The sequence below is a fragment of the Vibrio orientalis CIP 102891 = ATCC 33934 genome (genome assembly GCF_000176235.1).
Classification (GTDB): domain Bacteria; phylum Pseudomonadota; class Gammaproteobacteria; order Enterobacterales; family Vibrionaceae; genus Vibrio; species Vibrio orientalis.
Window position 1 is genome coordinate 608,851 of sequence record NZ_ACZV01000005.1, and the last position, 20,967, is coordinate 629,817.

Below are 20,967 nucleotides of genomic sequence, written 5' to 3' on the forward strand. Positions count from 1 at the left end.
AGTAACAAGCAATCAAACGCCCCTGACTCTGTTAGGGGCGTTTGTTTTTAAAGGAGATAATAGATGAGCAAGGATACAACCTGTGCATGGGCAATGAACCATGAACTAGAGCGTGAGTATCATGACGCTGAGTGGGGCGTTCCTGTTTATGATGATACTGTCTTGTTTGAGTTCATCACCTTAGAGGGCGCGCAAGCTGGCCTCAGTTGGATAACGATTCTCAAGAAAAGAGAAGGATATCGCGCGGCATTTGAAGGCTATGATTTAGACACTCTTGTCAATTATGATGAGTCACAAGTAGAGCGGATCATAGAAAACTTCGATGTGGTTAAGCATCGAGGAAAGATAAACTCCGTGTTCAGTAACGCACGTGCAGCGCAAGCTCTACAAGAAGAGTATGGCAGCCTATCTAATGCTCTTTGGCAGTTTGTTGATGGTAAACCAATCATTAATCACTGGACGGATATGGGCGATGTGCCAGCCTCGACAGAGCAGTCAAAGGCAATGAGTAAGTTCTTAAAGAAAAAGGGCTTCAAGTTTGTTGGTGAGACAATTTGCTATGCCTTTATATATGTGTACTTTCTAGGTGTATTTACAATAAATCATCTCTTGAAGCAGCCCTCGCTATGGTCATCAACTAGACCACAAGCTTGCATGAAAGCATAAATCGTTGTTGTACCTAGGAATTTAAAGCCTCTCTTCTTAAGGTCTTTCGCTAAAGCATCTGATTCTTTAGTAGTTGCAGGAGGCATCTCGCCTTCAGAATAGTTATTAATCAATGGTTTCCCACCAACAAACCCCCAGACGTAATTGCTAAAGCTATCGAACTCTTGTTGTATCTCTTGGAAGCGCTGAGCATTGTTAATAGCGGCTAGTATTTTTGCTCTGTTACGAATGATACCAACATCTTGCATCAACTCTTCTACCTTGCCCTCATCAAACTGAGATACCTTGATAGGGTCGAATTCTGCAAAGGCATTTCTATAGCCTTCCCTGCGTTTTAGGATTGTGTACCAACTCAAGCCTGCTTGTGCTGATTCAAGTATTAAGAACTCAAAGAACACCTTATCGTCATAGACAGGCACTCCCCACTCTTTATCGTGGTACTCGAGATAGTCAGGCTTAGCACCTTCAACCCATTGGCAACGTTTCATAATAGAGCCTTCGTAAGATGTGAGTGATTAGCTTAACATATGTGTTAATTAGTGAATGCCAATACACATATTTACCACATGTATATAAACCAAAGCCCCAACGTGTATGTCTTATGGGGCTAACTAAGAAGTGTAAAAGGGGGGAAGGCGTTACTCTGTAACCCAACCGAATTGCATTGCCATTTTTTTAGCATTACTCGTTAGGCTGTACACAGTAACACTGCCACTAATTGGGCTACGCTGTATCGACGAATTGATAAGGTTCTTCTCTAGTAGATTTTCCACATGTACCTCTGCGAACATCCTAGAACAGTTAAGCATGTTGTGTAAGTCTTGAAAGTAGAAGTTGTTAGTACCAAGCTCGTATCTTTCAACCATCGCCTTTAATAGTTCAGTCTGTTTATCAGTTTTACTTTCAGCTGGCTTCGATTCTGCGGTTTGATAGGGGTTAGAACCTAATTCAGGCTTTTTGTATAAAGGTGAGCCATGCACTGCTCTCATAAGGTCATCTATAACAGCTTCAAATTCTTTATCATTGGAGAAATCAATATAGAGCTTCGACTTCAAAAATGTGGGTACATCGTTAGTCCCTTGTTGACGGATGATAGGGATTATCTTGTTGTCATCAATTCTAGACATCAGCGAAGAGGTCACAATCATCTTCTCGTAACCTACACCACCTGTACCTTTGTTGGCTTTATTTACGTAATTGCTTGTACAGACCATTATAACTCGGTCTACCTCCGCTAGTTGAGTTTCCATGAAATGGGGTAAGTCATCACCAGCCCCTAAACTCCACGCATCAATTCGAGCATCGATACCACCATTAACTAACCTAGTAGCAAGGTCGAGAACCCACTGTTTATGCTCAGCATTGTCATGGGAGTATGATAGAAAGACTTTAGGTACTGAAGTGCTCATAAATATATCCTGATAATATTCAATCACTATAATATGAAGGGTACACAAGGCAGTATCAATAGTTACACTCTATATTTTATCGCTAACCAATTGACCTAAATCACAATTAGTCTAATTCATTACTTCTGCAACCTGTTAACTGTTGCTGGCGATATACCTAGTTGCTTTGCTGTTTGAGCAATAGACAGTGTCTGGCGTAGTTCTTTAACTTGTTCAGGGGTTGCCTTTGAAGGTCTGCCAAACTTCTTACCTTTGGCTTTAGCTGCTTCTATACCTTCACGCTGACGCTCTTTTATAAGCTCTCGCTCCATTTGTGCCACTGAAGCAAGAATCCCTAAGACACCTTTCTGAGCTGCTGACATAGTGGAGTTGAAGCTAAGACCTTCTTTGATGAACTCAATTGATACTTGCTTAGCTGTTAGTTGCTCCACAATAGCTACAGCATCACCAGCCCCAGAACGGCATACACGGTCTAATGAATGAATGTAAAGCTTGTCTCCTTCTCTGAGGTAATTAAGGCACTCAGACCATACAGGGCGGTCTATCGTAGAAGCACTGCAATGCTCTTCAAATACCTTATCAAACTCCATACCTACTAATTGACGGTCTGTATTCTGGTCTGTTGTAGATACTCGTTTATAGCCTATAGTTGCCATCGGTCTATCTCATAAAGTCTAAGGAGTTATGACTTGTACTATATCAAAAGTGCTTAATCAAGGTTTTGATATAGGAGTTCTAAGTTATCTTAAAAGGTATATATATGAGACAGGCACTATCACACCTTAAAACATGGGATTAAATTCAGAAAGTGTAGATTAGACATAGGATTACAATCACATATGCAATTAGAATAGAGTTAGTTTAAGTTTGTGAGGAAATGTAGTGATAGCTGACGCTGTAACGTCCATCAGGGCGTATTTGTACGAGAAAAATAGTAGCCCATTGCTAGGTAGTGTGGTCGTCTCTTGGCTATTCTGGAACTATAGAATGGTGCTATTAGTATTCAGTGATATGAAGTATGCAGAGAAGATGGCAGAAATAGATAGATTCTATAATGACAATTTCTATACTATTACCATCAAGAGCTTTGAACTCTCAGTATCAAACCAGTCAATGATAGCTGTAATACTCCCACTGCTTACCGCAGCATTCTATCTATTCGTTTACCCTATCCCTGCAAAGAAAGTCTTTGAATATAGCCTCGTGAAACAGAAAGAGTTAAGAGAAGCGAAACAAAAAGCAGAAGAGGCAAAGTTACTCAATGTAGAAGAGTCAAAGCTACTGTGGAAAAGAGTGGTAGATAGTGACCAGCAATTAGCAGAAGAAAGAGAACGGTACTCTAGGTTAATTGCCGAAAAAGATAGCCAAATTAGTGAGCTCAAGGATAGATTGAAGCCCTCAGAACCACCTAGTTTTGAAAGGGATGAGCAAGAAGCAATTCTAAACGAAGAGAAATCCAAGGGTTCAGAAAAGGAATCTGAGAGTGAAGACAATACACATCAAAGCTATATTCGCGTACAGCCTGCATCTATACAGACTGAAGACGAAAGGCTTTATGATAGGACAATGGAATTATTATCCCTTGAACCACCTTATGATGAACAAGAAGAGACACAGCTAGTGCTTTTGTCTGAATTAGCAGACTCTCCTAACGCACTACCTGTGCATGCTTTAGTGAAAAAGTATAAGAATCAAGGGAAAGCAAAGTTTTATATTGATGAGCTTGTTGAAGAGGGCTTAGTTAATCGTTCGCCAAATGACTATTACTCAATTTCGCAGCCAGTTAAGCGAGCTATCATCAAGAACAGAAAATAGTTAGTTACCAACGATTTGAGTGAAGCTCATGGGATTACCTTTGGGCTTTTTTATTGCCTATAGAAAAGTGAGCTGTAGCTGTGGTCACAAATCGCTGAGTTAAGGAGTCTATATAAGTGTGGTATGAATGTGGTCACAAATCAGGTCTGACATGCATACTATTAAATGTAGCAAATACAATTAGATAGATAAGTTATAAAGCTCTGGCAAGACGACTACAACTTGCTTAAACGGCACTGAAGGTTTGATGGGATACAGATTAACCAACTCCCAAGGTTTACTTCAGGTCGGGCTGCCATAGGTGTTAGCTCTTAATAAGAGTTCCTATGGTTTAAGAATAACTGTATCTGAACACTAATTAATCTATCTAACCTATACATTTCAATAACTTAAAAAGGATTTCAATTTGAATAACGTAACAGAATTAATAGAACTAGCCACTAAGAATGGGTTAGATACTTCAGTGTTAGAAGCAATAGGCTTTGATAATGTTGAAGGTTTTCCTAACTATCAGCGTCATAACATCAGTGGTTTATATAGAAACAAGAATACTCACAGAGTATTGAAGCCCAATGCTAAAGGGCAAGTGCGCTTAATTGCTAATAGCGCTGAAGGTAAGAAGGTTAAATGGGTCATGCAAGCCAAAGCAAGCTAAGGGGTATGGATGAAGAAGGTAAAGAAGTGCTCTAGATGCAAGAAGGCTAAGCGTATGACACGCCACCAGCGTATATGCAGTCAATGCAAGCAAGATGGCTTCTTTAGTGGCTCTTACTTTCGCTGGCTTTGGGACATGGCTAAGCTGTCTGATAAGCAAGCTATGCCTAGTTGCACTGATGAATTGATTAAGGTCTTTGAAGTCAGGAAGTTTGCTATTAAAGCAAGGGGTTACTATAGGGAGAATCAAAGCCTAGGCACTAAGTATAACTATCACATTGGTCATAGATACCCTGCTTCAAAAGGAGGCAAGCTGATAGCTGAAAACTTAGTTGTTATGCCTGCTTTGGTTAACTTAACACTGAGAGATAAGCATGGTGATGGGCTGGAGTGCTATAAGATTGAGCGTACCGAAGGTCATTGGACTTTAGATGAGTTTAAGGACTATGTTGCTAGTATTGATATAGAGCGCTTACAGGCTTATATAGGAGGTTCTGAGGCTAGTAATGTTAATGACTTTGAAACCAATGGCTTACCAATGGATGAAGTGCTTCAAATAGAGGCTGAGCGTTTAGGTGAACAACCGAAAGGTACTGAGTTATTAGTGTCTGGTTACCATCAGAAACTTAGTAAATTCAGTCAAATAGCCAATGGATTAGAACAACTAGAAATACTAATGGGTTTTGATGATATGCATCAACAGCTACTCAATTATAGAAAACAACAGGATGGAATTATGGGATTTGATATAGAACCAAGAAATGAATTTGATGTAGACGATACGCTGATAGAAATGGAATCAGCTAAAGCAATGGAGAGATTGAAAGAGCTGAAGGTTCAAGGAGAGTTAGGTGGAAATGAAGCTAATTATCTTGCAGATATGCTAACGCCACTAGAGATTGAACAGACCCAGATGTACTTTGAAGTTCAAGAAAATCAAAGAGTTGGACTTGTTGCGTAGAAGGTTTTACCTAGAGTCGCTGCTTTGGTTACACTCTAAATCGCCTGTAGGCGTTGGTACATAAGGGCTGAGAGGGTATTGCTTGTGCTATTTCCTAGGTAGTGTATAGGGTCGAAAACAATAGCGAGTCATATATTGCAGCTTAGTATTGACCGACACTATGAAGCCATACAGCCCCCTAAAACAACTATACTTATGGTTATCAACTCTGCTTTAACTAAGTGCTTACCCAAAGTTAGCAATACACTTCAACCCATTAAGAGCCGATATAAAGGTCTACACTGCAAGCATCCCAATTATCATCCATTATTAAATGGGTAGGTATACATATATCTTAATTTGTTAATTGCATCTGACTTGTAGAAACAAATTAGCATGTATACATCTATAAGCTAAAAGACCGTTATACCTAGTACTCTAATCAAGTACCCTATCAACTTTATAGAACTACTTAATGCTTAGCATTTTCCATACAAACATAGGCTTAGACTTCATATAGTGATATGGATTCTGGATTGACTGGAATATAAAACTACTCGTAGAGTCAATTTCAAAGATAGCCTGCTTGTCTATCATGTCGACCTCAAACCTTGAGAACTGGTTCATTAACTGCCTAAGCTTGTTGCGAGCCGTAATGGTTTCGGCTGTTATCTCGAGCTTAAAGGCAGTCTCTATTAGCTTAATGGACTCATCCATATTGAGCTTAATTGGGTTGGATTCCTCGGCTTGCTCTTGCTTTAGTAGTTCTATCTGCTTGTCTAACTCTTGTAGTTCACTGTCACGTTTTTGAAGGTTTTTGATGGTGCTAGAGCTAGATGAAGAACCAAAGGCTTCTAACATCGTTTCGTAGGCTTCACCAAGGCTCTGCCTCTTGGCTTCCAGTGGCTTCAGTTTATTAAGCTTGGGTTTGGGCTTACTCCATGTTTTATAGAATGCAGGGGTTAGCCATTGCTCTTTAAGCCAGTCCCGTAGAAACATGATGTTAATAGGCTTTGAGTCGCATGTGCCTTTGAGTGATTCAGGGCATCTGAAGTAATAAAGGTGGGACTGCTTTTGCAACCTAAGGGGAGCACTGCAACGTCTACAAGTACCAACGTCCTTAAGTATATTAAGGTGGCTAGAGGTTGAGCCTCGCTTTAGAGATTTAGCCCTTTGCTTTATTTGAGCTTGGGATAGATAGAAGGTTTGCTCATTAATCACTGAAGGGTAAAAGTCTTGTATTGGCTCACCAATCGGAACTGACTTTCTGTTTACTCGTTGATTTGGTTGATACTCACCAAGAACTGCTTTTGTGTTAAGCACTTTAGTAATTACAGCATCACCCCATGTCTTGCCTTTGGGGCTAGGGATACCTTTAGCATTGAGGTGCTTAGATATAAGGTGAGAGCCCATCCCACCAATGCTTAGCTCGTATATTTCCCTAACTAACTCAGCACTTTCATTAAGGATGAATGACGTCTTATCATCGGAAAGGTCTAGCCAGAAAGGCTTATTGTTGGTTTTCAGTGCGTTAGGGTCTGTTCTACGCTTGTGCCATACAGCCTTTAAACGTTTTGATTTGGTTTCTGATTCTTCATTGGCTCTAGCCATCGTAACTATGGCTGTTATGAACTCAGCTAATCCCATGCCCTTCTTGTAGGTTTGGTTATCAAACAGGGTTACTACAATGACACCTTGATTAGTAATGGCTAAAAGTTGTTGTAGTGCTTCATCAATATTAGCTCGGCTTAAGCGGTCTAAGCTCTCAACCAATAAGTAGCAAGGAGTTGGTATCTTACCTTCCTCTAAAGCAGCTATAAACTGCCCTAAGCCAGCATCCTCAAGGCTATTGTTTGAATGGTATGCAGAGACTCCCAAATCCTCAAAAGAATCTGTACTAAGCTCTAGGTTATGTTTGTGGCAGTAGTCTTCAGCTAGTTGTATTTGGCGACGTATTGAGTCCCCATGACTTTGAGTTGCTGAAGAAAAGCGTCTGTAACTGTATGCGTTCATTTCTCAATCTTAACTTAATAACTATATCTAGTATATATGCCTTTATGCAGGCGGTTGGCATGGTCGATGACCATTTAGTCGATTGTCCTAAAAAGGCAAGCTAGTACGAATTGGCAGCCATTTTTTGCGCTGCCAATCTCTGTCTACTTAGTGACTTTGGTCATGAATTCGCTCAAGTGCTTCGACACGTCTTAGTTGGGCTGCGTCAAAGGTCTCTTCTCTAAGTCGAGTTATTTGTATTTGTTTGTCCTGAGCGGACAGTGAGTCTGATGTAAGTAGTTCATCACGATGCTGTAAGTAAGAGTCCATGTTTGCTTGGAAGGAGGCTCTTTGCTGATCAAGGACTTCCAGTCGCTCTGCGCCCGCTTCGCCAACCAACTCGACTGCTGCGATATGTTTCTGCTGACCATCAAGAGCTGAAAGGGAGGATAGATCTTTTACTAGCTGATGGTTGTTCTCGGCTGTCTGAATGTATTTAGGCATCGCACTCAGTTGTTCCTCTAGCAAGTCTCGCTTTTGTTGAGGATCCAAATTACTGTTCTCGATGTTCAATTTTTCGATGGCTAATTGGCGCAGCTGGTTCTCCTCTGTAAATAACAGCTCGATTTGCTCGACGGTAAAGTATTCAAATTGCAGGTCTAAAATGCGTAAGTGAAGCTGTTCTAAATCGAGCGCAGAGAGTTGGTTTGTTTGTAAAGGCTCTAATTCGACCAGTGCTTGTTTGTACTGTAAATACGCCGAAAAGAGGGCTTCTTCATCGTTGAGGCTGACGTCCGACGAAGGGCGCTGACTGATTCTTTGTTTAATCTCATCAAGATCTTGCTCACCTAAACTGCTCAATGAAAAATCGAAGAAGTGCTTTGTGGTTGCTGTATCAACCTGCACATCTGCTTGAGATAGCGCGGCTGGGGCTGAAGCTTGCTGTTGATAGGAGAAAAATAAGACCGCTCCTAACCCAACAGATGTCATAAGAGAAACGAAAATGAGAGCGGCCTTTTTCATCGAGTGATCCTTATAGTCCTTGCTGTTTTAGACGATTCGCATGTTGGCGATAGAGGGTAACTGGGTCGGTTTCAAACAGATGATGAATACCTAAAAGTCCGTTAATCTCATCTAAGTGGTTCATCTTGTAATCATCGCGAATCACTTTGCCTAGGTGGGTACTACACGCACTGACGAGTCCGTCATTCGGTTCATCAAATGCCCAGCCGAGGATGACTAACGCACCATCAGTCGGGTCTAAAAGGTTGGTAAAAGTGGAAGAACCTGTCCAAGAGTAGTAATACACCCCATTGCTCGCGAGCAGATCGCCTTCACCACACTCAGTGCTTGGAATTCCGTATGGGTGATGTTGGTTAAAAGCTAACGAACCTTCAGTCGTTAACGCTTCAAGCGAGGCTAATGGGTCTTGATCCAAATCTGACCCTCCGGAAAGCAGATTAATCAGCGTGGTGAGCCCACCAGCAAGCTTGACTGCTAATCCTTCTAAACCTGAGCCTTCAGGGACAGTACCTCTTACGAGATCGGCCACTTTAGAGCCTTTGTTCACGCCGCCAATACTGGTGACTGATGCGACAAGATCAGGCCTCACTGAAGCGACGTAACGAGCCGTTGGGCCACCATGGCTATGGCCAATTAGGTTAACTTTGGTTGCGCCAGTGGCTGCAAGTAAGGTCTCTACCTGAGCTAGCAGTTGTTCTCCCCTAATTTCGCTGCTGTTGGAAGCAGAGACTTGCGCGACGTAAACTGTGGCTCCATCTTTGGTTAAGGAGTGGGGGATTCCATAGAAATAGTCGACGCCGGCAAGGGTATCAAAGCCAAACAACCCATGAACTAAGACAATCGGGTATTGAGTTTGGGTATAGCCACTCGCATGGGCAGCATTAGTGAATATCGGTTGTCCCAATGCCAAAGCGCAAGTTAGGACAAGTGAATAGAATTGTTTCAAAGCTAGCTCCTTCTGGTATGACCTCTGATGAGATATTTAAACGTAGAAGAAAAACCAATTGATACAAATCTGGATGGTGAGTGAAATGTTAAATTGTGATATTTAGTTCAAAAACAACAGTTTTGATTAGTGAGTTGGTTGGGGGAGAGGGAATTAGGGTTTTTGTTAATAAAATCAGGGTATTAAAAAGCCTCGCGAACGAGGCTTATTGGTATTCGTGCTTTGAACTATAAGCTCTACGCTGTTGCTTCTTTCTCTAAGATCAACGCATTGTAGCGAGAAAGCCCAGCTTCCAAATCAGCAATTAAATCATCGACATTTTCTAAGCCAATGTGCAAACGCACCAAGGTACCTTCAAAGTTCGGGTTAGCCACGGTACGTAGACTATTAAAGCTCTTAGGTTCGTTGGCTAGAATAAGGCTCTCATAACCGCCCCACGAATAACCCATACTGAAATGCTTCATGCCATCCAGCAGTGCCGTGGTCGCTTTAGGGTAAGTTGTCTTCAGTACAAATGAAAACAAGCCATTACCACCGGTAAAGTCACGCTGGTAAAATTCGTGGCCTGGACAAGTTTCTAACGCTGGATGACGAACATGGTCGACTTCTGGTCGAGATTGCAGCCACTTGGCGACTTTTAAACTGTTCTCAGCGTGTTGGCGCAGACGAACGTCTAATGTACGGATACCACGTAGACCTAAGTATGCGTCATCTGGTGAGACACATTGACCCATCAAGTAGCTTTGCTCACGGAGCTGATCCCAGTACTTCTCGCTTGCTACTGCTGTACCCAGCATGACATCAGAGTGGCCGACAATGTACTTGGTCGCAGCTTGAATCGAAATATCAACGCCATGATCGAAAGGTGAGAAGTTAACGCCCGCAGCCCAAGTATTGTCGAGCATTACGATGATCTCTTGTTCATGGGCAATTTTTGCCAGCGTAGGAACGTCTTGAACTTCCATGGTGATCGAACCAGGCGATTCCAAAAACAGAACCTTGGTATTGGGTTTGATCAGGTCGCGGATACCTTCGCCAATGGTTGGCTCGTAATAAGTCGTTTCGACGCCCATCTTTTTCATGATGGTGTCGCAGAAATCACGTGTTGGCTCGTAACAGGTATCAACCATCAAAATATGGTCACCCGTTTCAACAAACGAAAGAATCGCGTTGGCGATAGCCGCCGTACCACAAGGGTAAAGGGCACATCCAGCGCCGCCTTCAATTTCTGTCATTGCATCTTGGAAGGCAAAGTGGGTATTGGTACCACGGCGGCCATAGAAAAGCGTTTTATTGGCGCGGTTAATCGTCGCCTGCTGCTTTTCCGCTACAGTATCAAATACGATAGTTGAAGCGCGTTGTATCGGAGGGTTTACAACGCCGTTGGTCCATTTCTTATCTCGACCCGCGGTAACGTATTTGGTCTGCTTGCTCTCTGACATTGGAAGTCCTTATCTAATCACGTATTGCCATATTTAAACCATGGCAAAGCGTGAATAGCAAGTCCGATTAAAGTAGCGGGTTGAATAGATAGAAAGTGCGCTCTAAAAAGCGAGAGGATAAGGTACGCTTTTTCCACTGCTCAAAGTCGACAGGGTGCGAATTCTCTATATAGCTTTGCTGCAACCAAAACATTTCTTTCGTAAACGCTTCGTCATCGATGGCTAAGGTCAGTTCGAAGTTGAGCCACAAACTGCGCATGTCCATATTAACCGTACCGACTAAACAGAACTGTTCATCGATAACGACAGACTTGGTGTGCAGAAGACCACCGTAGAATTCAAAGATTTTGACTCCTGCTAGCATCAGCTCACTATAAAAGGCACGAGAGGCCCATTGAACCATCATTGAGTCATTTTTATGTGGGATGATCAGCTCTACATTGATGCCCCTCTGGGCTGTCATCTTTAGAGTTTCCAGTAGGTCGGAACTAGGCACAAAGTAAGGGGTGGTGATGCGCACGGATTGATTCGCTTGGTTAATCGCCAGTGTCAGCACTTGAGAGATCAAATGTTCTGGCATACCGGGGCCAGAAGGCACCACTTGAACAGGGTGTTGTGGTTCATTTGGCTTGATCGAACATTCTGGTGATTGCGGGAATGCGCGTGATCCGGTTTCGACTTCCCAGTCCCAACAGTGGATAGCGGAAAGGACATTCACTGTTGGCCCAGTAATACGCACCATAATATCAATCCATTGGCCGACACCGGAATTTTGTTTGAAGTGAGCAGGGTCGACTAAGTTCATTGAACCTGTATAGGCAATCTTCTCATCGATAACAATTATTTTACGATGTTGTCGCAAATCGAGGCGTCTTAAAAAAATACGCCACGGGCTAACCTCAAGCGCTTGTACTACATGGATACCCGCATTTCGCATCATTTGCGCCCACTGACTGCGGAAAAAGCGCGGGCTACCTGCTGAATCAAGCAATAATTTAACATCTACGCCTCTTTTTGCAGCGCGGATAAGTGCCGATGCAACCGAATCTGCCAATCCACCCGGATGCCAGATATAAAAGACCAGACGGATACTAGTTTCCGCACTCTCAATATCTTCAATAATCGAATGAAGGATTTTATCGGGTGAGCTTTGCAAAGAGAGTGAGTTGCCTGAAAGAGCAGGCAGACCTAAGCGGTTGTTACAAAGTTCATCAATTCGGTAGATATGGCGGCCAAAGCTTTCTGGAGAGTGTGCGTGGCAGTTATTAAGGCTAGAGAACCACTTGGCAAAGGGAGCGAGCATCTCTTTCGCACGTTCAGCACGTTTTCGGCCCAAATTGAGCTCACCAAACATGAAGTAACACGCAACTCCGACAATTGGGATGATATAGATGATCATCAACCAAGCTAAAGAAACACTGACAGCGCGTCGTTTAAGTACAACGCGAATCGTCACACCCGCGACTAGAATCCAGTAAAAGGCAATCCCAGCAAGTGTAAGAAAGTGGTAAAACTTTTCCATTCAATAACCTAGAAGTGTATGGCACTCCCAATAGTAGAGCTCAACAGGAACGACGACAAGCAAGATTTTCTCAAATCAGCTAATCATGGCGATAGATTAATAGATAGGACAAATCTGTTAGGTGAATGTTAAAACTGGTGTGTAATACATGTTAAAGGCTAAAAAAACAGCATTTAAACATATTAATTACATTTGTGGTGGGAAAATATACTTTTTGGGCTTCCAATTTTATTCCTAAACTGGTTTACTTGCTACAACGTTAGCGTCACTTAAAATTCTAATAAGTGTAAAAAAAAATTTACAATCACTTTTCTAGACGCCTAACAGAAGCAAACACAACTTATAAAATGATTTTAATGGAGTAAATCGTGGCTACTAGTTCAAGTGCACAGCCCCGTGATACATGGGGGTCTAAATTAGGCTTCGTAATGGCTGCAGCAGGTTCAGCTGTAGGTCTTGGCAACATTTGGAAGTTTCCTTACACAGCGGGTGAAAGTGGTGGTGGTGCGTTCGTTGCTATCTACCTACTTTTTGTGATTTTTATCGGCTTTAGCGTAATGCTTACAGAATTCGCTATTGGTCGTAAGACAGGTCTATCAGCAGTAGGTGCGTTTAAAACGACTGACCGTCGTTGGACGTTTACTGGTGTTATGGGTGTGCTTAGTGGCCTACTAATCATGGGTTTCTACCCAGTAGTAGGTGGTTGGGCGCTTGCTTATATCTTCAAAGTGGGTGGTGGTCTTCTAAACACGCCTGAAGCAATCGGTGATAGCTTCGGTGGATTTATTTCTGACCCAGTACAGCCACTAATGTGGATGGGTATTTACCTAGCGCTAAACATCGCTATCGTAATGAAAGGTATTTCTGGCGGTATCGAGAAAGCAGGTAAGGTATTAATGCCGCTTCTATTCCTGATCCTTATCTTTGTATCTGTTAAAGGTCTAATGCTTCCAGGTGCAATGGCGGGTCTAGAATTCCTATTCATGCCAGACTTCTCGAAAGTAGACAGTAACGTCGTATTAGCCGCTCTTGGTCAGGCGTTCTTCTCTCTATCACTAGGTATGGGTTGTATGCTGACATACGGTTCTTACCTGAAGAAGAAAGAGAACCTTGTTCAAACAACAGGTATGGTTACTGCAATGGATACAGGCGTTGCGATTCTAGCTGGTGTAGCTATGTTCCCAGCAATGTTCGCATTCGGTATGGAGCCAGCAGCAGGTCCAGGTCTAGTATTCGTCGTTGTGCCTCAGCTATTTGCTGAAATGGGCGGCGTAATTGGTCTGCTAATCGCTCTAATGTTCTTCCTTGGTCTAACGGTAGCTGCACTGACCTCTTCTGTATCTCTACTTGAAGTTGTCGTCTCTTACCTAATCGATGAAAAAGGCATGAAGCGTTCAACAGCGGTTATTTCTGCAAGTTCAGTAATGGCAGCGCTATGTGTGTTCGCATCACTATCACTAGGTGGTGTTGGTCCAACACTATTCGGTACTGGCGCGTTCGATATCTTCGATCTACTAACAGATAAGATCTTCCTAGCGGTTGGCGGTATGTTGGTATGTATCTTCGCTGGCTGGCGTCTAAACCGCGCTGAGCTAGAGAAAGAGATCACTAACGACGGTGAAGTATCTTTCCCACTGTTCGGTCTATGGTACAACCTAGTTAAGTACGTAATTCCTGTAGCAATCGCAATCGTAGCATTTATGGGCATCAAGTCTGGCTTTGATAGCGGTAAAGGTGAAATCATGCTGTTAGGCATTGGTATCATCGCGGTAGCGGGTATCTTCTCGAAGAAGCTATAACGCTACACAGGCAATCTGAAATAATTGAAACCTCCCAATAGGGAGGTTTTTTGTTTTTGCTGAGATAACGGGTATACTCTCGCGTCCAAAGTGGAGCCAGTTTTAATGTTCGATATCTTACACACTCACACTGATTTTATTGTCATCAGTAAGCACCCAAATGTCTCAGTACACAAGGATGATGGCGATACCATGCTACTGCAAGAAGTTGCCAAGCAAACCGGCGACACAAAGCTCTATCTTATCCATCGTCTAGATAAAATGACCTCAGGCATTTTGCTATTGGGTCGAAGTTCAACAGCAGCGAGTGAGCTCTCACAAATGTTTGCGCAGCGTAGTGTCGAAAAGTACTATCTTGCGATAGGCAGTAAGAAGCCGAAAAAGAAGCAAGGGCTTGTGAGTGGTGATATGGAGCGCTCACGCCGCGCTTCATGGAAGCTGCTTACTTCTCAAACTAACCCTGCAGTTACTCAGTTTTTCTCACTCGCAGCAGAGCCGGGAGAAAGGTTGTTTTTATGTAAGCCACATAGCGGAAAAACCCACCAAATCCGAGTGGCGTTGAAGTCTGTCGGTTCAGGCATCGTCGGCGATCCTATTTACAATGCAGGTTCCGAGTCGGACCGCGGTTATCTGCACGCTTTTGCGCTGCGTTTCACTTATCAACAACAAGATTTTAAATTTATTTGTGACCCAAGAAACCAAAGTGTTTTGGGGAGTAAATGGAACACTGATATCACATGCCAAGGTATTGAAACTTGGCTGACACCATGGGAGTTATCATGGCCGAAGATCAACAAGTAATTCCTGCGCCGATGCAGGCTGACAAACTAGCAACCTTCTTTGAGCAGTTAAACCTGCAGTTAACTGAGGCGCCAAACGAGGTTCGCCGACTTTTTCATGGTCGTGGACGTCGCTTTGAAGGTTTAGAGCAGTTAACGTGTGATTGGATTCAAGGGCAGTTAATCGTCGCGATATTCAAACAAGTTGATGAGCTGTTCATTGAAACGCTAAAGCAGGGCTTAGCCGCACTGTCTGAGTCAGATTTATGGCAACAAAAGCAGGGTAAATCTATGGTTGTTCAACATCGTTATGCAGAAGGTGCGCCTTCTGAAGTGGTGTTAGGTGAACTAGATAGCCAACCTGTCGTGCATGAATCGGGGTTGAAGTACCAACTGAATATTGGTCGTAACCAAAACTTCGGCTTATTCCTCGATATGCGTTACGGGCGAGATTGGGTAAAAGAGAACTCGAAGCATAAGAATGTGCTTAACCTGTTTGCGTACACGTGTGGATTCTCAGTTGCCGCAATCGCTGGTGGCGCTGACCAAGTCGTTAACGTCGATATGTCGAAAGGGTCATTGGCGAAAGGGCGCGAGAACCATAAACTTAACGAGCACAATATCAACCAGGTTAAGTTCTTAGGCTATGATATTTTCCGCTCGTGGGGAAAAATCAAAAAGATGGGACGTTATGATCTTATCGTGATCGATCCGCCATCATTCCAAAAAGGCAGCTTTGCGTTAACCAAAGACTATAAGCGTATCTTGAGAAAACTACCTGAGCTTTTAGCTGAGGGTGGGGAAGTGATCGCGTGTGTGAACTCACCCCAGGTAACTAGCCAGTTCTTGATCGATGGTATGAAGGAAGAAGCGCCAGAGTTAAGCTTTATTGAGCGATTAGATAACCCGCCAGAGTTCGAAGATACGGACCCTGAGGCTTCACTTAAAGTACTTAGATTCAGATAAACTTTTACGACTAAAGCGCCAAATGGCGCTTTTTTTTGTCATCGGCTCTTGATCTCAAGTTAACTTGAGGTTTTAAACTTGATTTAACAGTTAAGTCAGGAGGACAACATCATGTACAACAATTACATCAAAGAGCTAAGCATTAAAACCTATCAAGAAGAGTTAGCTAAAGAGTATGTTCACGCTCGCCGCAGTCGATTCCATACTCCAAGTTTTAGCGCCGGTGTGGTGGCGTCACTTTTACTCTTTATCGTGTTTTAGTGGATCGCTGTGAAGAGTGTGAAAGCCTGAATAAATACGAGTGAAAGTCGTAAACCAGCAAGCTGCACCGAAAACATAAGCGATGATGGCAAAGTGCTGAGGGAATAAGCAGAACGTAATGAAACAGGCAATGGTTTCAGTCCCTTCAGTTAAGCCACTCATGTAGTAGAGTGATTTATGTTTATAGACAGGGTTATCGATTCCTCGTTTACCCGCCATAGTGGCAAAAGCGAGAAAGCTTGAACCCGTGCCAATAAACGAAAAAATCAAAAATGCGCCGGCAATAGCGTTTTGCTCCGGATTGGCGAGTACAAAGCCAAAAGGGATCAGCGAGTAAAACAGAAAGTCGAGGCTAATATCTAAAAAGCCTCCCGCATCGGTGATGCCTTGTATCCGCGCTAGTGCGCCATCCAATCCGTCACAAACGCGATTGAGAATAATAAATACCAAGGCCAGCGTGTATTGCTCAGCAATGAGTGCTGGAAAGGCCATACAACCAAGTGTAAAGCCGAATAGAGTCACTTGATTTGCGCTCACGCCCGTTCTATCAATCAGGTTTGCACATTGGGCTAGAGGCCAACGAATAACCTTAATGCTAAATTTATCTAGCATGTTTCTCCCTCCCAAGGCCAAGTGATACAACGGCTGTTCGGTGGGATATCCTCTTCGTCATGGGTAACCATCAAGGTCGGAATGTTTGCGCTTGCAAGCTGCTCAATAACCCAATCACGAAACTGCTCTCTAAGAGCTTTGTCTAACTTGCTAAATGGTTCATCAAGAAGCACTGCTTGGGGCGTAGCGAGTAACATTCTTGTCAGGCTGATTCGCGCGCGTTGGCCCCCTGATACTTGATCTGGGAATACATTCGCCAATTTGCTGAGTGAGATGTTCTTTAACGCTTCAATCGCTTGTTGCTTTCGCTCTGAGCCTTTGACTGACTCAGGTAAAGCAAATGCAAGGTTTTCCGCAATAGTTAGGTGTGGGAACAGCAAGTCATCTTGAAAAAGAATGCCTACCTGCCTCTTATGGGCTGGCTGCAGGCCAATATTTTGGTGATTCAGATGTATCGCTCCAGTGAGTGTGAAATCTACTGGAAGGTGACCTGCGATTGCGCTAAGCAGAGTCGATTTACCACAGCCACTAGGACCCATAATGGTGACGATCTCTCCACTCTTTATTTCGAGTGAAAAACCGGTAAACAGGGGCTCTCCGTCATTTTTACAGACGGTGAGGTTTTCGAGACAAAGACTCATTGGGTAACAATCCCTTTATAGACAACCTACGATACTTAGCGTGGAAGTGGCCAAGTAAAATAGCAATAGAGAAAAATAGTAGTGGTAGCAGTGCTTGCCATAAGGCATAGATAGCGGTGACTCGTCGGTCGAAGCCGCTTGATAGTGCCACCGCCTCAGTGGTGATGGTACTAATTCGTCCCGCGCCCAATATCAAGGTTGGTAGATATTGTGCCAGGCTAACACTGACACCTATTGCCCAAGCGAACATCACCGCAGGAAGTAATATTGGTAGCTTTATCTTCAGCCATACGTGAATTGGAGACTTGCCCAAGCTTAATCCAACACGCGTCAGGCCTGAATCATAGCTTTTCCATGGACCATCCAGAGAAAGATAAACATAGGGAAAAACAAAGAATACATGAGCCCAACAGACCCACAGCAGATAAGCGCTGCTGTCGATATAAAGCGTTGCCACTTGGATGCCAAATAAAATCGATAACTGCGGAATCAGCATAGGGATCGCGATCAGATAATGAGGCAATGTCCATCGATGGCGTAAGCGATATTCGTGCGCGATCACGGCAAGTATCAGCGCTAATGAGGCACAGATAACCGCAATAGATAGACTTTGGCTCAAAGTATCTAAAATATTGGACCATTCATATTGCCAAAATCGACTACTGTATTGAGTCGGAAGCAGATCAGGGAACCGCCAACGCTGGGCGAAGCTCCACAATACGGTTAGAGGGATCATCAGACCCGTTAATATCACTAAGCTGCCAAACAAGCCGCGCCCGGGGAGCTCTAATCCGAAACGACCAGACGTCTGCCAACTACGCCACCCGTGAAGCAGAATCCACTCAAATGCTCTTGCAAAGCCGATAAGCAGGGTAGCTATGATAAACAGTACTACCGCGCCTGCCGATGCTCTCGGCAACAAGGCTAAGTCTGGGTCATTGAACCATTGCCAGACGAGAACTGCGAATGTAGGAGGGTTTGTTGGTCCAATAATCAGCGCGACATCGACCACTGATAGACTATAAGCAATCACTGCAAACATCGGAAAGCGTATTTTAGACAGCCATTGCGGCAACACACATTTCCACCATGTTTGAGCTCGGCTATAACCTAAAGAAGCACTCACTTTCTCAATCCGTTCTACTTTTAGCTGCTGGATAATTGGAATGCTCATTAACAGCAAAAAAGGGATCTCCTTGAAAGTGAGCATCACGATTAACCCAATGGCGTATGGGTCTTTGATAAGTAGAGCGAGATCAGTCACCGACTGGTCGTTAGGGTCGTAACCAAATAGGTGAAACAGCGCCCGAGCACCAATGCCTGTTGGAGAGAAAAGAAACGCAAAGCCAATAGCAAAAGCGACATGAGGCATGGCGAGCAAAGGAGAGAGTGTGGTCTCAATTACTCGCCAAAATCGTTTGTTCCAACAAGATTGCAGGATCATAAAGGTGATAAAGCAGGCGAGGTAGCTGCTAACAATTGTCGAGTATAGAGTTAGGCTAATTGAGGTGCTAACCCCACTCCAATTGAATACCTGCGTAAATCCATCTAAGCCAATGCTAGTTAACCCTACGGGAGGGATATAACCCAATGCCGCCATGACCACCCCAAGCAATCCCGGGATGGTCGGCAAAATACATATGACAATAAGCAGTAGGTATAACGCAGGCAATATCACAGTTTAGTTTCCGTAACGCTTTAGCCACTCTTGCTCAAGGGCGCTTTGCCAGCTTGGGTGTGGCTCTGCAACTGATTTAAATTGCTGGGTGTTTTTTGCTGACCCTGTCAGGTACTGACTACTTAGCACGGATGGGTCACCCCAAATACTGGTATCACCCTTACGTGATTGTGCTTCTGGGCTTAGTAGGTAGTTAATGGCGACCTGAGCGCCGGCTGTCGCATTGGCATTCCAAGGAATCGCTAAGAAATGGATGTTAGATAGTGCGCCTTGATCCATTGCATAAGCTTGAGTTGATTGAGCCAACTTGCCATTAGCCTGCGCTGAATACACCGCATTTGGATTGAAGGTAATCGCAAGATCGATCTGTCCATCGTCAAGTAATTGAATAGACTCGGCTGTGCCAGATAGGAACTGTTTTCCGCCACGCCATGCAACAGTATGGAACTCATCCAAATAGTTCCACAAAGGTGCAGTCACTAATTGGAAGCTCTCTTTCTCGACAGGCTTCATTAATGATGCATCATTGTTGGTGAGCTCAATTAACAGCGCTTTTAGGAAACTCGTGCCGTGAAACTCGGGTGGGCGAGGGTAGCTCAAACGATTAGGAAATGCTTTGGCGTAGCTCAGAAACTCGCTAAACGAGCGTGGTGGGTTATTGAGCGATAATTTATCATGGATGAAAACCAATTGACCCACACCCCAAGGTGCTTCTAAACCTTCAGTGGGCTCAGAGAAATCAACGTCTACAGGAAGTGCCTGATCAACGTATTGCCAGTTTGGCAGTGCTTGCGTGAAAGGGCCAAATAAAAGCTGATTGTCCTTCATTGACTTAAAGTTTTCACCATTGATCCACACCATATCAACGCTACCGCCACTGTTTTTACCAGCGGCTTTTTCAGCGATCAGTCGCGCTGTCGTTTCAGCAATGTCAGTGACTTTGACATGTTTAAGCGTGACATCATAATTGGCTTTTAGGTTGGCTCCTGCCCATTGAATATATTGATTAATTTCTTGGCTGCCACCCCATGCATGAAAATAGACAGTTTGTCCTTTTGCTTCTTCTAGTGTTTGCTGCCACTTTTCGTTGGCGTAAGCGCTAATAGAAAAGAGTAAGATAGAGAGTAGCGTGATCAACCTTGTCATAATAGTCCCTGTTCGTTGAATAGTTGTGACGGTCAGTGTGATAGACCGGAGCAATCCAAATATTCATTCATTATGACTGAAAAAAGTCTGATTTATTAACTATTTGATATGTTTGTTGACAGGTTGTATGAAAATTAGGCCTCAAAAACAAAAAAAGCAGCTCGAAAGCTGCTTTTTTCAAATCAAAGTGAGAACAGATTAGTTCTTCCAGTCATTAAGCTTGAACGTCAGTGTATGAACGTCATTCTTAAGAACCATTGAATCTTTAGTTAGAGTCATATCACTCCAATCAGATAGAGTTTGAGAGAAAGCTTGTTCAACGTCCATTAGATCGCCGATACACATTTTCATCGTCATACCCATTTTTTCAATGCGGAATTGGTTGTCTTGTAGCTCTGCTTGGCCAAAGAAGTTGTTACAGCCAGCGTTACCGTTTGCTGTCATTTTTTCACCAACTTCTAGACGAGGAGCAGTTTGGCGGCCTTCAAGAGTAATATCTTTACCGTCGATGCTCACAAGTTCCCAGTTGTGGTGCTGTAGATCTTGAGCTGTAATTTGTTTCACATCGTCACCATTGCTTGCACATGCTGTTACTACAAAAGGAAGGGCAATTGCTGCAAGTAACGTTTTTGGACTAAGCTTCATAATAAATCAACTCCAATAAGTAGATAGATAA

General features: G+C 43.4%; 22 protein-coding genes. 9 read left to right on the plus strand and 13 right to left on the minus strand.

What is annotated here, in order from left to right:
- Positions 1-63 precede the first annotated feature (63 nt).
- Positions 64-666: a DNA-3-methyladenine glycosylase I gene (locus tag VIA_RS13320; RefSeq protein WP_050778699.1), complete on the plus strand. Its 603-nt coding sequence runs from the start codon at positions 64-66 to the stop codon at positions 664-666.
- Here the strand turns inward: VIA_RS13320 and VIA_RS13325 are convergent.
- The 3 genes from VIA_RS13325 to VIA_RS13335 all read right to left on the minus strand — a co-directional run bounded on the left by VIA_RS13325 (position 603) and on the right by VIA_RS13335 (position 2,731).
- Positions 603-1,154, minus strand: coding sequence for a DNA-3-methyladenine glycosylase I (locus VIA_RS13325; protein WP_004413541.1), 552 nt, complete (start codon positions 1,152-1,154; stop codon positions 603-605). The two genes, VIA_RS13320 and VIA_RS13325, sit on opposite strands and share 64 nt — an antisense overlap.
- A gap of 150 nt (positions 1,155-1,304) precedes the next feature.
- The gene (locus VIA_RS13330) at positions 1,305-2,075 is read right to left on the minus strand and encodes a toll/interleukin-1 receptor domain-containing protein (protein WP_004413542.1); all 771 of its coding nucleotides are present in this window, start codon (positions 2,073-2,075) and stop codon (positions 1,305-1,307) included.
- A 119-nt stretch (positions 2,076-2,194) separates the two neighbouring features.
- Positions 2,195-2,731 carry a recombinase family protein gene (locus tag VIA_RS13335; protein WP_004416255.1) on the minus strand — a complete coding sequence of 179 codons (537 nt, stop codon included), beginning with the start codon at positions 2,729-2,731 and terminating at the stop codon, positions 2,195-2,197.
- 331 nt (positions 2,732-3,062) lie between these two features.
- On the opposite strand from VIA_RS13335, the gene VIA_RS13340 reads away from it, so the two are divergent.
- The 3 genes from VIA_RS13340 (at position 3,063) to VIA_RS13350 (ending at position 5,505) form a co-directional block, all read left to right on the plus strand.
- Positions 3,063-3,890 carry a hypothetical protein gene (locus VIA_RS13340; RefSeq protein WP_235801275.1) on the plus strand — a complete coding sequence of 276 codons (828 nt, stop codon included), beginning with the start codon at positions 3,063-3,065 and terminating at the stop codon, positions 3,888-3,890.
- Positions 3,891-4,296: 406 nt separating this feature from the next.
- Positions 4,297-4,545: a hypothetical protein gene (locus VIA_RS13345; RefSeq protein WP_004413545.1), complete on the plus strand. Its 249-nt coding sequence runs from the start codon at positions 4,297-4,299 to the stop codon at positions 4,543-4,545.
- A 54-nt stretch (positions 4,546-4,599) separates the two neighbouring features.
- Positions 4,600-5,505 (plus strand): hypothetical protein, encoded by a 906-nt coding sequence (locus tag VIA_RS13350; protein WP_004413546.1) that lies wholly within the window; start codon positions 4,600-4,602, stop codon positions 5,503-5,505.
- A gap of 447 nt (positions 5,506-5,952) precedes the next feature.
- Here the strand turns inward: VIA_RS13350 and VIA_RS13355 are convergent, their stop codons facing one another.
- Positions 5,953-7,497 (minus strand): recombinase family protein, encoded by a 1,545-nt coding sequence (locus tag VIA_RS13355; protein WP_004413547.1) that lies wholly within the window; start codon positions 7,495-7,497, stop codon positions 5,953-5,955.
- Here VIA_RS13355 and VIA_RS22595 point away from each other — a divergent pair.
- Entirely contained in the window at positions 7,488-7,601 is a 114-nt protein-coding gene (locus VIA_RS22595; RefSeq protein ID WP_268869233.1) for a DNA-3-methyladenine glycosylase I, read from the plus strand. The two genes, VIA_RS13355 and VIA_RS22595, sit on opposite strands and share 10 nt — an antisense overlap.
- A gap of 43 nt (positions 7,602-7,644) precedes the next feature.
- On the opposite strand, the gene VIA_RS13360 is transcribed toward VIA_RS22595, so the two are convergent.
- The 4 genes from VIA_RS13360 to cls all read right to left on the minus strand — a co-directional run bounded on the left by VIA_RS13360 (position 7,645) and on the right by cls (position 12,409).
- Positions 7,645-8,499: a lipase secretion chaperone gene (locus VIA_RS13360; protein WP_004413548.1), complete on the minus strand. Its 855-nt coding sequence runs from the start codon at positions 8,497-8,499 to the stop codon at positions 7,645-7,647.
- A 10-nt stretch (positions 8,500-8,509) separates the two neighbouring features.
- Positions 8,510-9,445: an esterase/lipase family protein gene (locus VIA_RS13365; RefSeq protein ID WP_004413549.1), complete on the minus strand. Its 936-nt coding sequence runs from the start codon at positions 9,443-9,445 to the stop codon at positions 8,510-8,512.
- A 236-nt stretch (positions 9,446-9,681) separates the two neighbouring features.
- The gene (locus VIA_RS13370; RefSeq protein WP_004413550.1) at positions 9,682-10,887 is read right to left on the minus strand and encodes a cystathionine beta-lyase; all 1,206 of its coding nucleotides are present in this window, start codon (positions 10,885-10,887) and stop codon (positions 9,682-9,684) included.
- 67 nt (positions 10,888-10,954) lie between these two features.
- Positions 10,955-12,409 carry a cardiolipin synthase gene (gene cls / locus VIA_RS13375; RefSeq protein WP_004413551.1) on the minus strand — a complete coding sequence of 485 codons (1,455 nt, stop codon included), beginning with the start codon at positions 12,407-12,409 and terminating at the stop codon, positions 10,955-10,957.
- Positions 12,410-12,777: 368 nt separating this feature from the next.
- Between cls and VIA_RS13380 the strand changes: the two genes are divergently transcribed.
- The 4 genes from VIA_RS13380 (at position 12,778) to VIA_RS22380 (ending at position 16,214) form a co-directional block, all read left to right on the plus strand.
- A complete protein-coding gene (locus VIA_RS13380) occupies positions 12,778-14,208 on the plus strand; it encodes a sodium-dependent transporter (protein WP_004416247.1) in 1,431 nt (476 codons plus the stop codon).
- 105 nt (positions 14,209-14,313) lie between these two features.
- Positions 14,314-15,009, plus strand: coding sequence for a TIGR01621 family pseudouridine synthase (locus VIA_RS13385; RefSeq protein WP_004413553.1), 696 nt, complete (start codon positions 14,314-14,316; stop codon positions 15,007-15,009).
- 11 nt (positions 15,010-15,020) lie between these two features.
- Positions 15,021-15,953, plus strand: a complete 933-nt coding sequence (locus tag VIA_RS13390; protein WP_004416245.1) for a class I SAM-dependent methyltransferase — start codon at positions 15,021-15,023, stop codon at positions 15,951-15,953.
- Positions 15,954-16,064: 111 nt separating this feature from the next.
- Complete coding sequence (locus VIA_RS22380) at positions 16,065-16,214, plus strand: hypothetical protein (protein ID WP_004413555.1); 150 nt, start codon at positions 16,065-16,067, stop codon at positions 16,212-16,214.
- Here VIA_RS22380 and VIA_RS13395 read toward each other — a convergent pair.
- The 5 genes from VIA_RS13395 to VIA_RS13415 all read right to left on the minus strand — a co-directional run bounded on the left by VIA_RS13395 (position 16,194) and on the right by VIA_RS13415 (position 20,936).
- Positions 16,194-16,826 (minus strand): CDP-alcohol phosphatidyltransferase family protein, encoded by a 633-nt coding sequence (locus tag VIA_RS13395; RefSeq protein ID WP_004413556.1) that lies wholly within the window; start codon positions 16,824-16,826, stop codon positions 16,194-16,196. The genes VIA_RS22380 and VIA_RS13395 overlap by 21 nt on opposite strands.
- Complete coding sequence (locus tag VIA_RS13400) at positions 16,820-17,467, minus strand: ATP-binding cassette domain-containing protein (protein ID WP_004416242.1); 648 nt, start codon at positions 17,465-17,467, stop codon at positions 16,820-16,822. Before VIA_RS13400 ends, VIA_RS13395 begins: the two co-directional genes overlap by 7 nt.
- On the minus strand, positions 17,433-19,142 hold the full coding sequence (locus VIA_RS13405; protein ID WP_038210814.1) for an ABC transporter permease: 1,710 nt from the start codon (positions 19,140-19,142) through the stop codon (positions 17,433-17,435). Before VIA_RS13405 ends, VIA_RS13400 begins: the two co-directional genes overlap by 35 nt.
- A gap of 6 nt (positions 19,143-19,148) precedes the next feature.
- On the minus strand, positions 19,149-20,291 hold the full coding sequence (locus VIA_RS13410; protein WP_004413559.1) for an ABC transporter substrate-binding protein: 1,143 nt from the start codon (positions 20,289-20,291) through the stop codon (positions 19,149-19,151).
- Positions 20,292-20,489: 198 nt separating this feature from the next.
- On the minus strand, positions 20,490-20,936 hold the full coding sequence (locus tag VIA_RS13415) for an META domain-containing protein (protein ID WP_004413560.1): 447 nt from the start codon (positions 20,934-20,936) through the stop codon (positions 20,490-20,492).
- Positions 20,937-20,967 lie beyond the last annotated feature (31 nt).

What these genes read in the sequence shown, in the direction of transcription:
- VIA_RS13350 (WP_004413546.1), top strand. Translation starts at nt 4,600, where the DNA reads ATGACACGCCACCAGCGTATATGCAGTCAATGCAAGCAAGATGGCTTC.
- VIA_RS13415 (WP_004413560.1), bottom strand. Translation starts at nt 20,936, where the DNA reads ATGAAGCTTAGTCCAAAAACGTTACTTGCAGCAATTGCCCTTCCTTTT.
- VIA_RS13340 (WP_235801275.1), top strand. Translation starts at nt 3,063, where the DNA reads ATGGTGCTATTAGTATTCAGTGATATGAAGTATGCAGAGAAGATGGCA.
- VIA_RS13335 (WP_004416255.1), bottom strand. Translation starts at nt 2,731, where the DNA reads ATGGCAACTATAGGCTATAAACGAGTATCTACAACAGACCAGAATACA.
- VIA_RS13325 (WP_004413541.1), bottom strand. Translation starts at nt 1,154, where the DNA reads ATGAAACGTTGCCAATGGGTTGAAGGTGCTAAGCCTGACTATCTCGAG.
- VIA_RS22595 (WP_268869233.1), top strand. Translation starts at nt 7,488, where the DNA reads ATGCGTTCATTTCTCAATCTTAACTTAATAACTATATCTAGTATATAT.
- VIA_RS13390 (WP_004416245.1), top strand. Translation starts at nt 15,021, where the DNA reads ATGCAGGCTGACAAACTAGCAACCTTCTTTGAGCAGTTAAACCTGCAG.
- VIA_RS13395 (WP_004413556.1), bottom strand. Translation starts at nt 16,826, where the DNA reads ATGCTAGATAAATTTAGCATTAAGGTTATTCGTTGGCCTCTAGCCCAA.
- VIA_RS13400 (WP_004416242.1), bottom strand. Translation starts at nt 17,467, where the DNA reads ATGAGTCTTTGTCTCGAAAACCTCACCGTCTGTAAAAATGACGGAGAG.
- VIA_RS22380 (WP_004413555.1), top strand. Translation starts at nt 16,065, where the DNA reads ATGTACAACAATTACATCAAAGAGCTAAGCATTAAAACCTATCAAGAA.
- VIA_RS13330 (WP_004413542.1), bottom strand. Translation starts at nt 2,075, where the DNA reads ATGAGCACTTCAGTACCTAAAGTCTTTCTATCATACTCCCATGACAAT.
- VIA_RS13360 (WP_004413548.1), bottom strand. Translation starts at nt 8,499, where the DNA reads ATGAAAAAGGCCGCTCTCATTTTCGTTTCTCTTATGACATCTGTTGGG.
- VIA_RS13320 (WP_050778699.1), top strand. Translation starts at nt 64, where the DNA reads ATGAGCAAGGATACAACCTGTGCATGGGCAATGAACCATGAACTAGAG.
- VIA_RS13410 (WP_004413559.1), bottom strand. Translation starts at nt 20,291, where the DNA reads ATGACAAGGTTGATCACGCTACTCTCTATCTTACTCTTTTCTATTAGC.
- VIA_RS13385 (WP_004413553.1), top strand. Translation starts at nt 14,314, where the DNA reads ATGTTCGATATCTTACACACTCACACTGATTTTATTGTCATCAGTAAG.
- VIA_RS13355 (WP_004413547.1), bottom strand. Translation starts at nt 7,497, where the DNA reads ATGAACGCATACAGTTACAGACGCTTTTCTTCAGCAACTCAAAGTCAT.
- VIA_RS13370 (WP_004413550.1), bottom strand. Translation starts at nt 10,887, where the DNA reads ATGTCAGAGAGCAAGCAGACCAAATACGTTACCGCGGGTCGAGATAAG.
- cls (WP_004413551.1), bottom strand. Translation starts at nt 12,409, where the DNA reads ATGGAAAAGTTTTACCACTTTCTTACACTTGCTGGGATTGCCTTTTAC.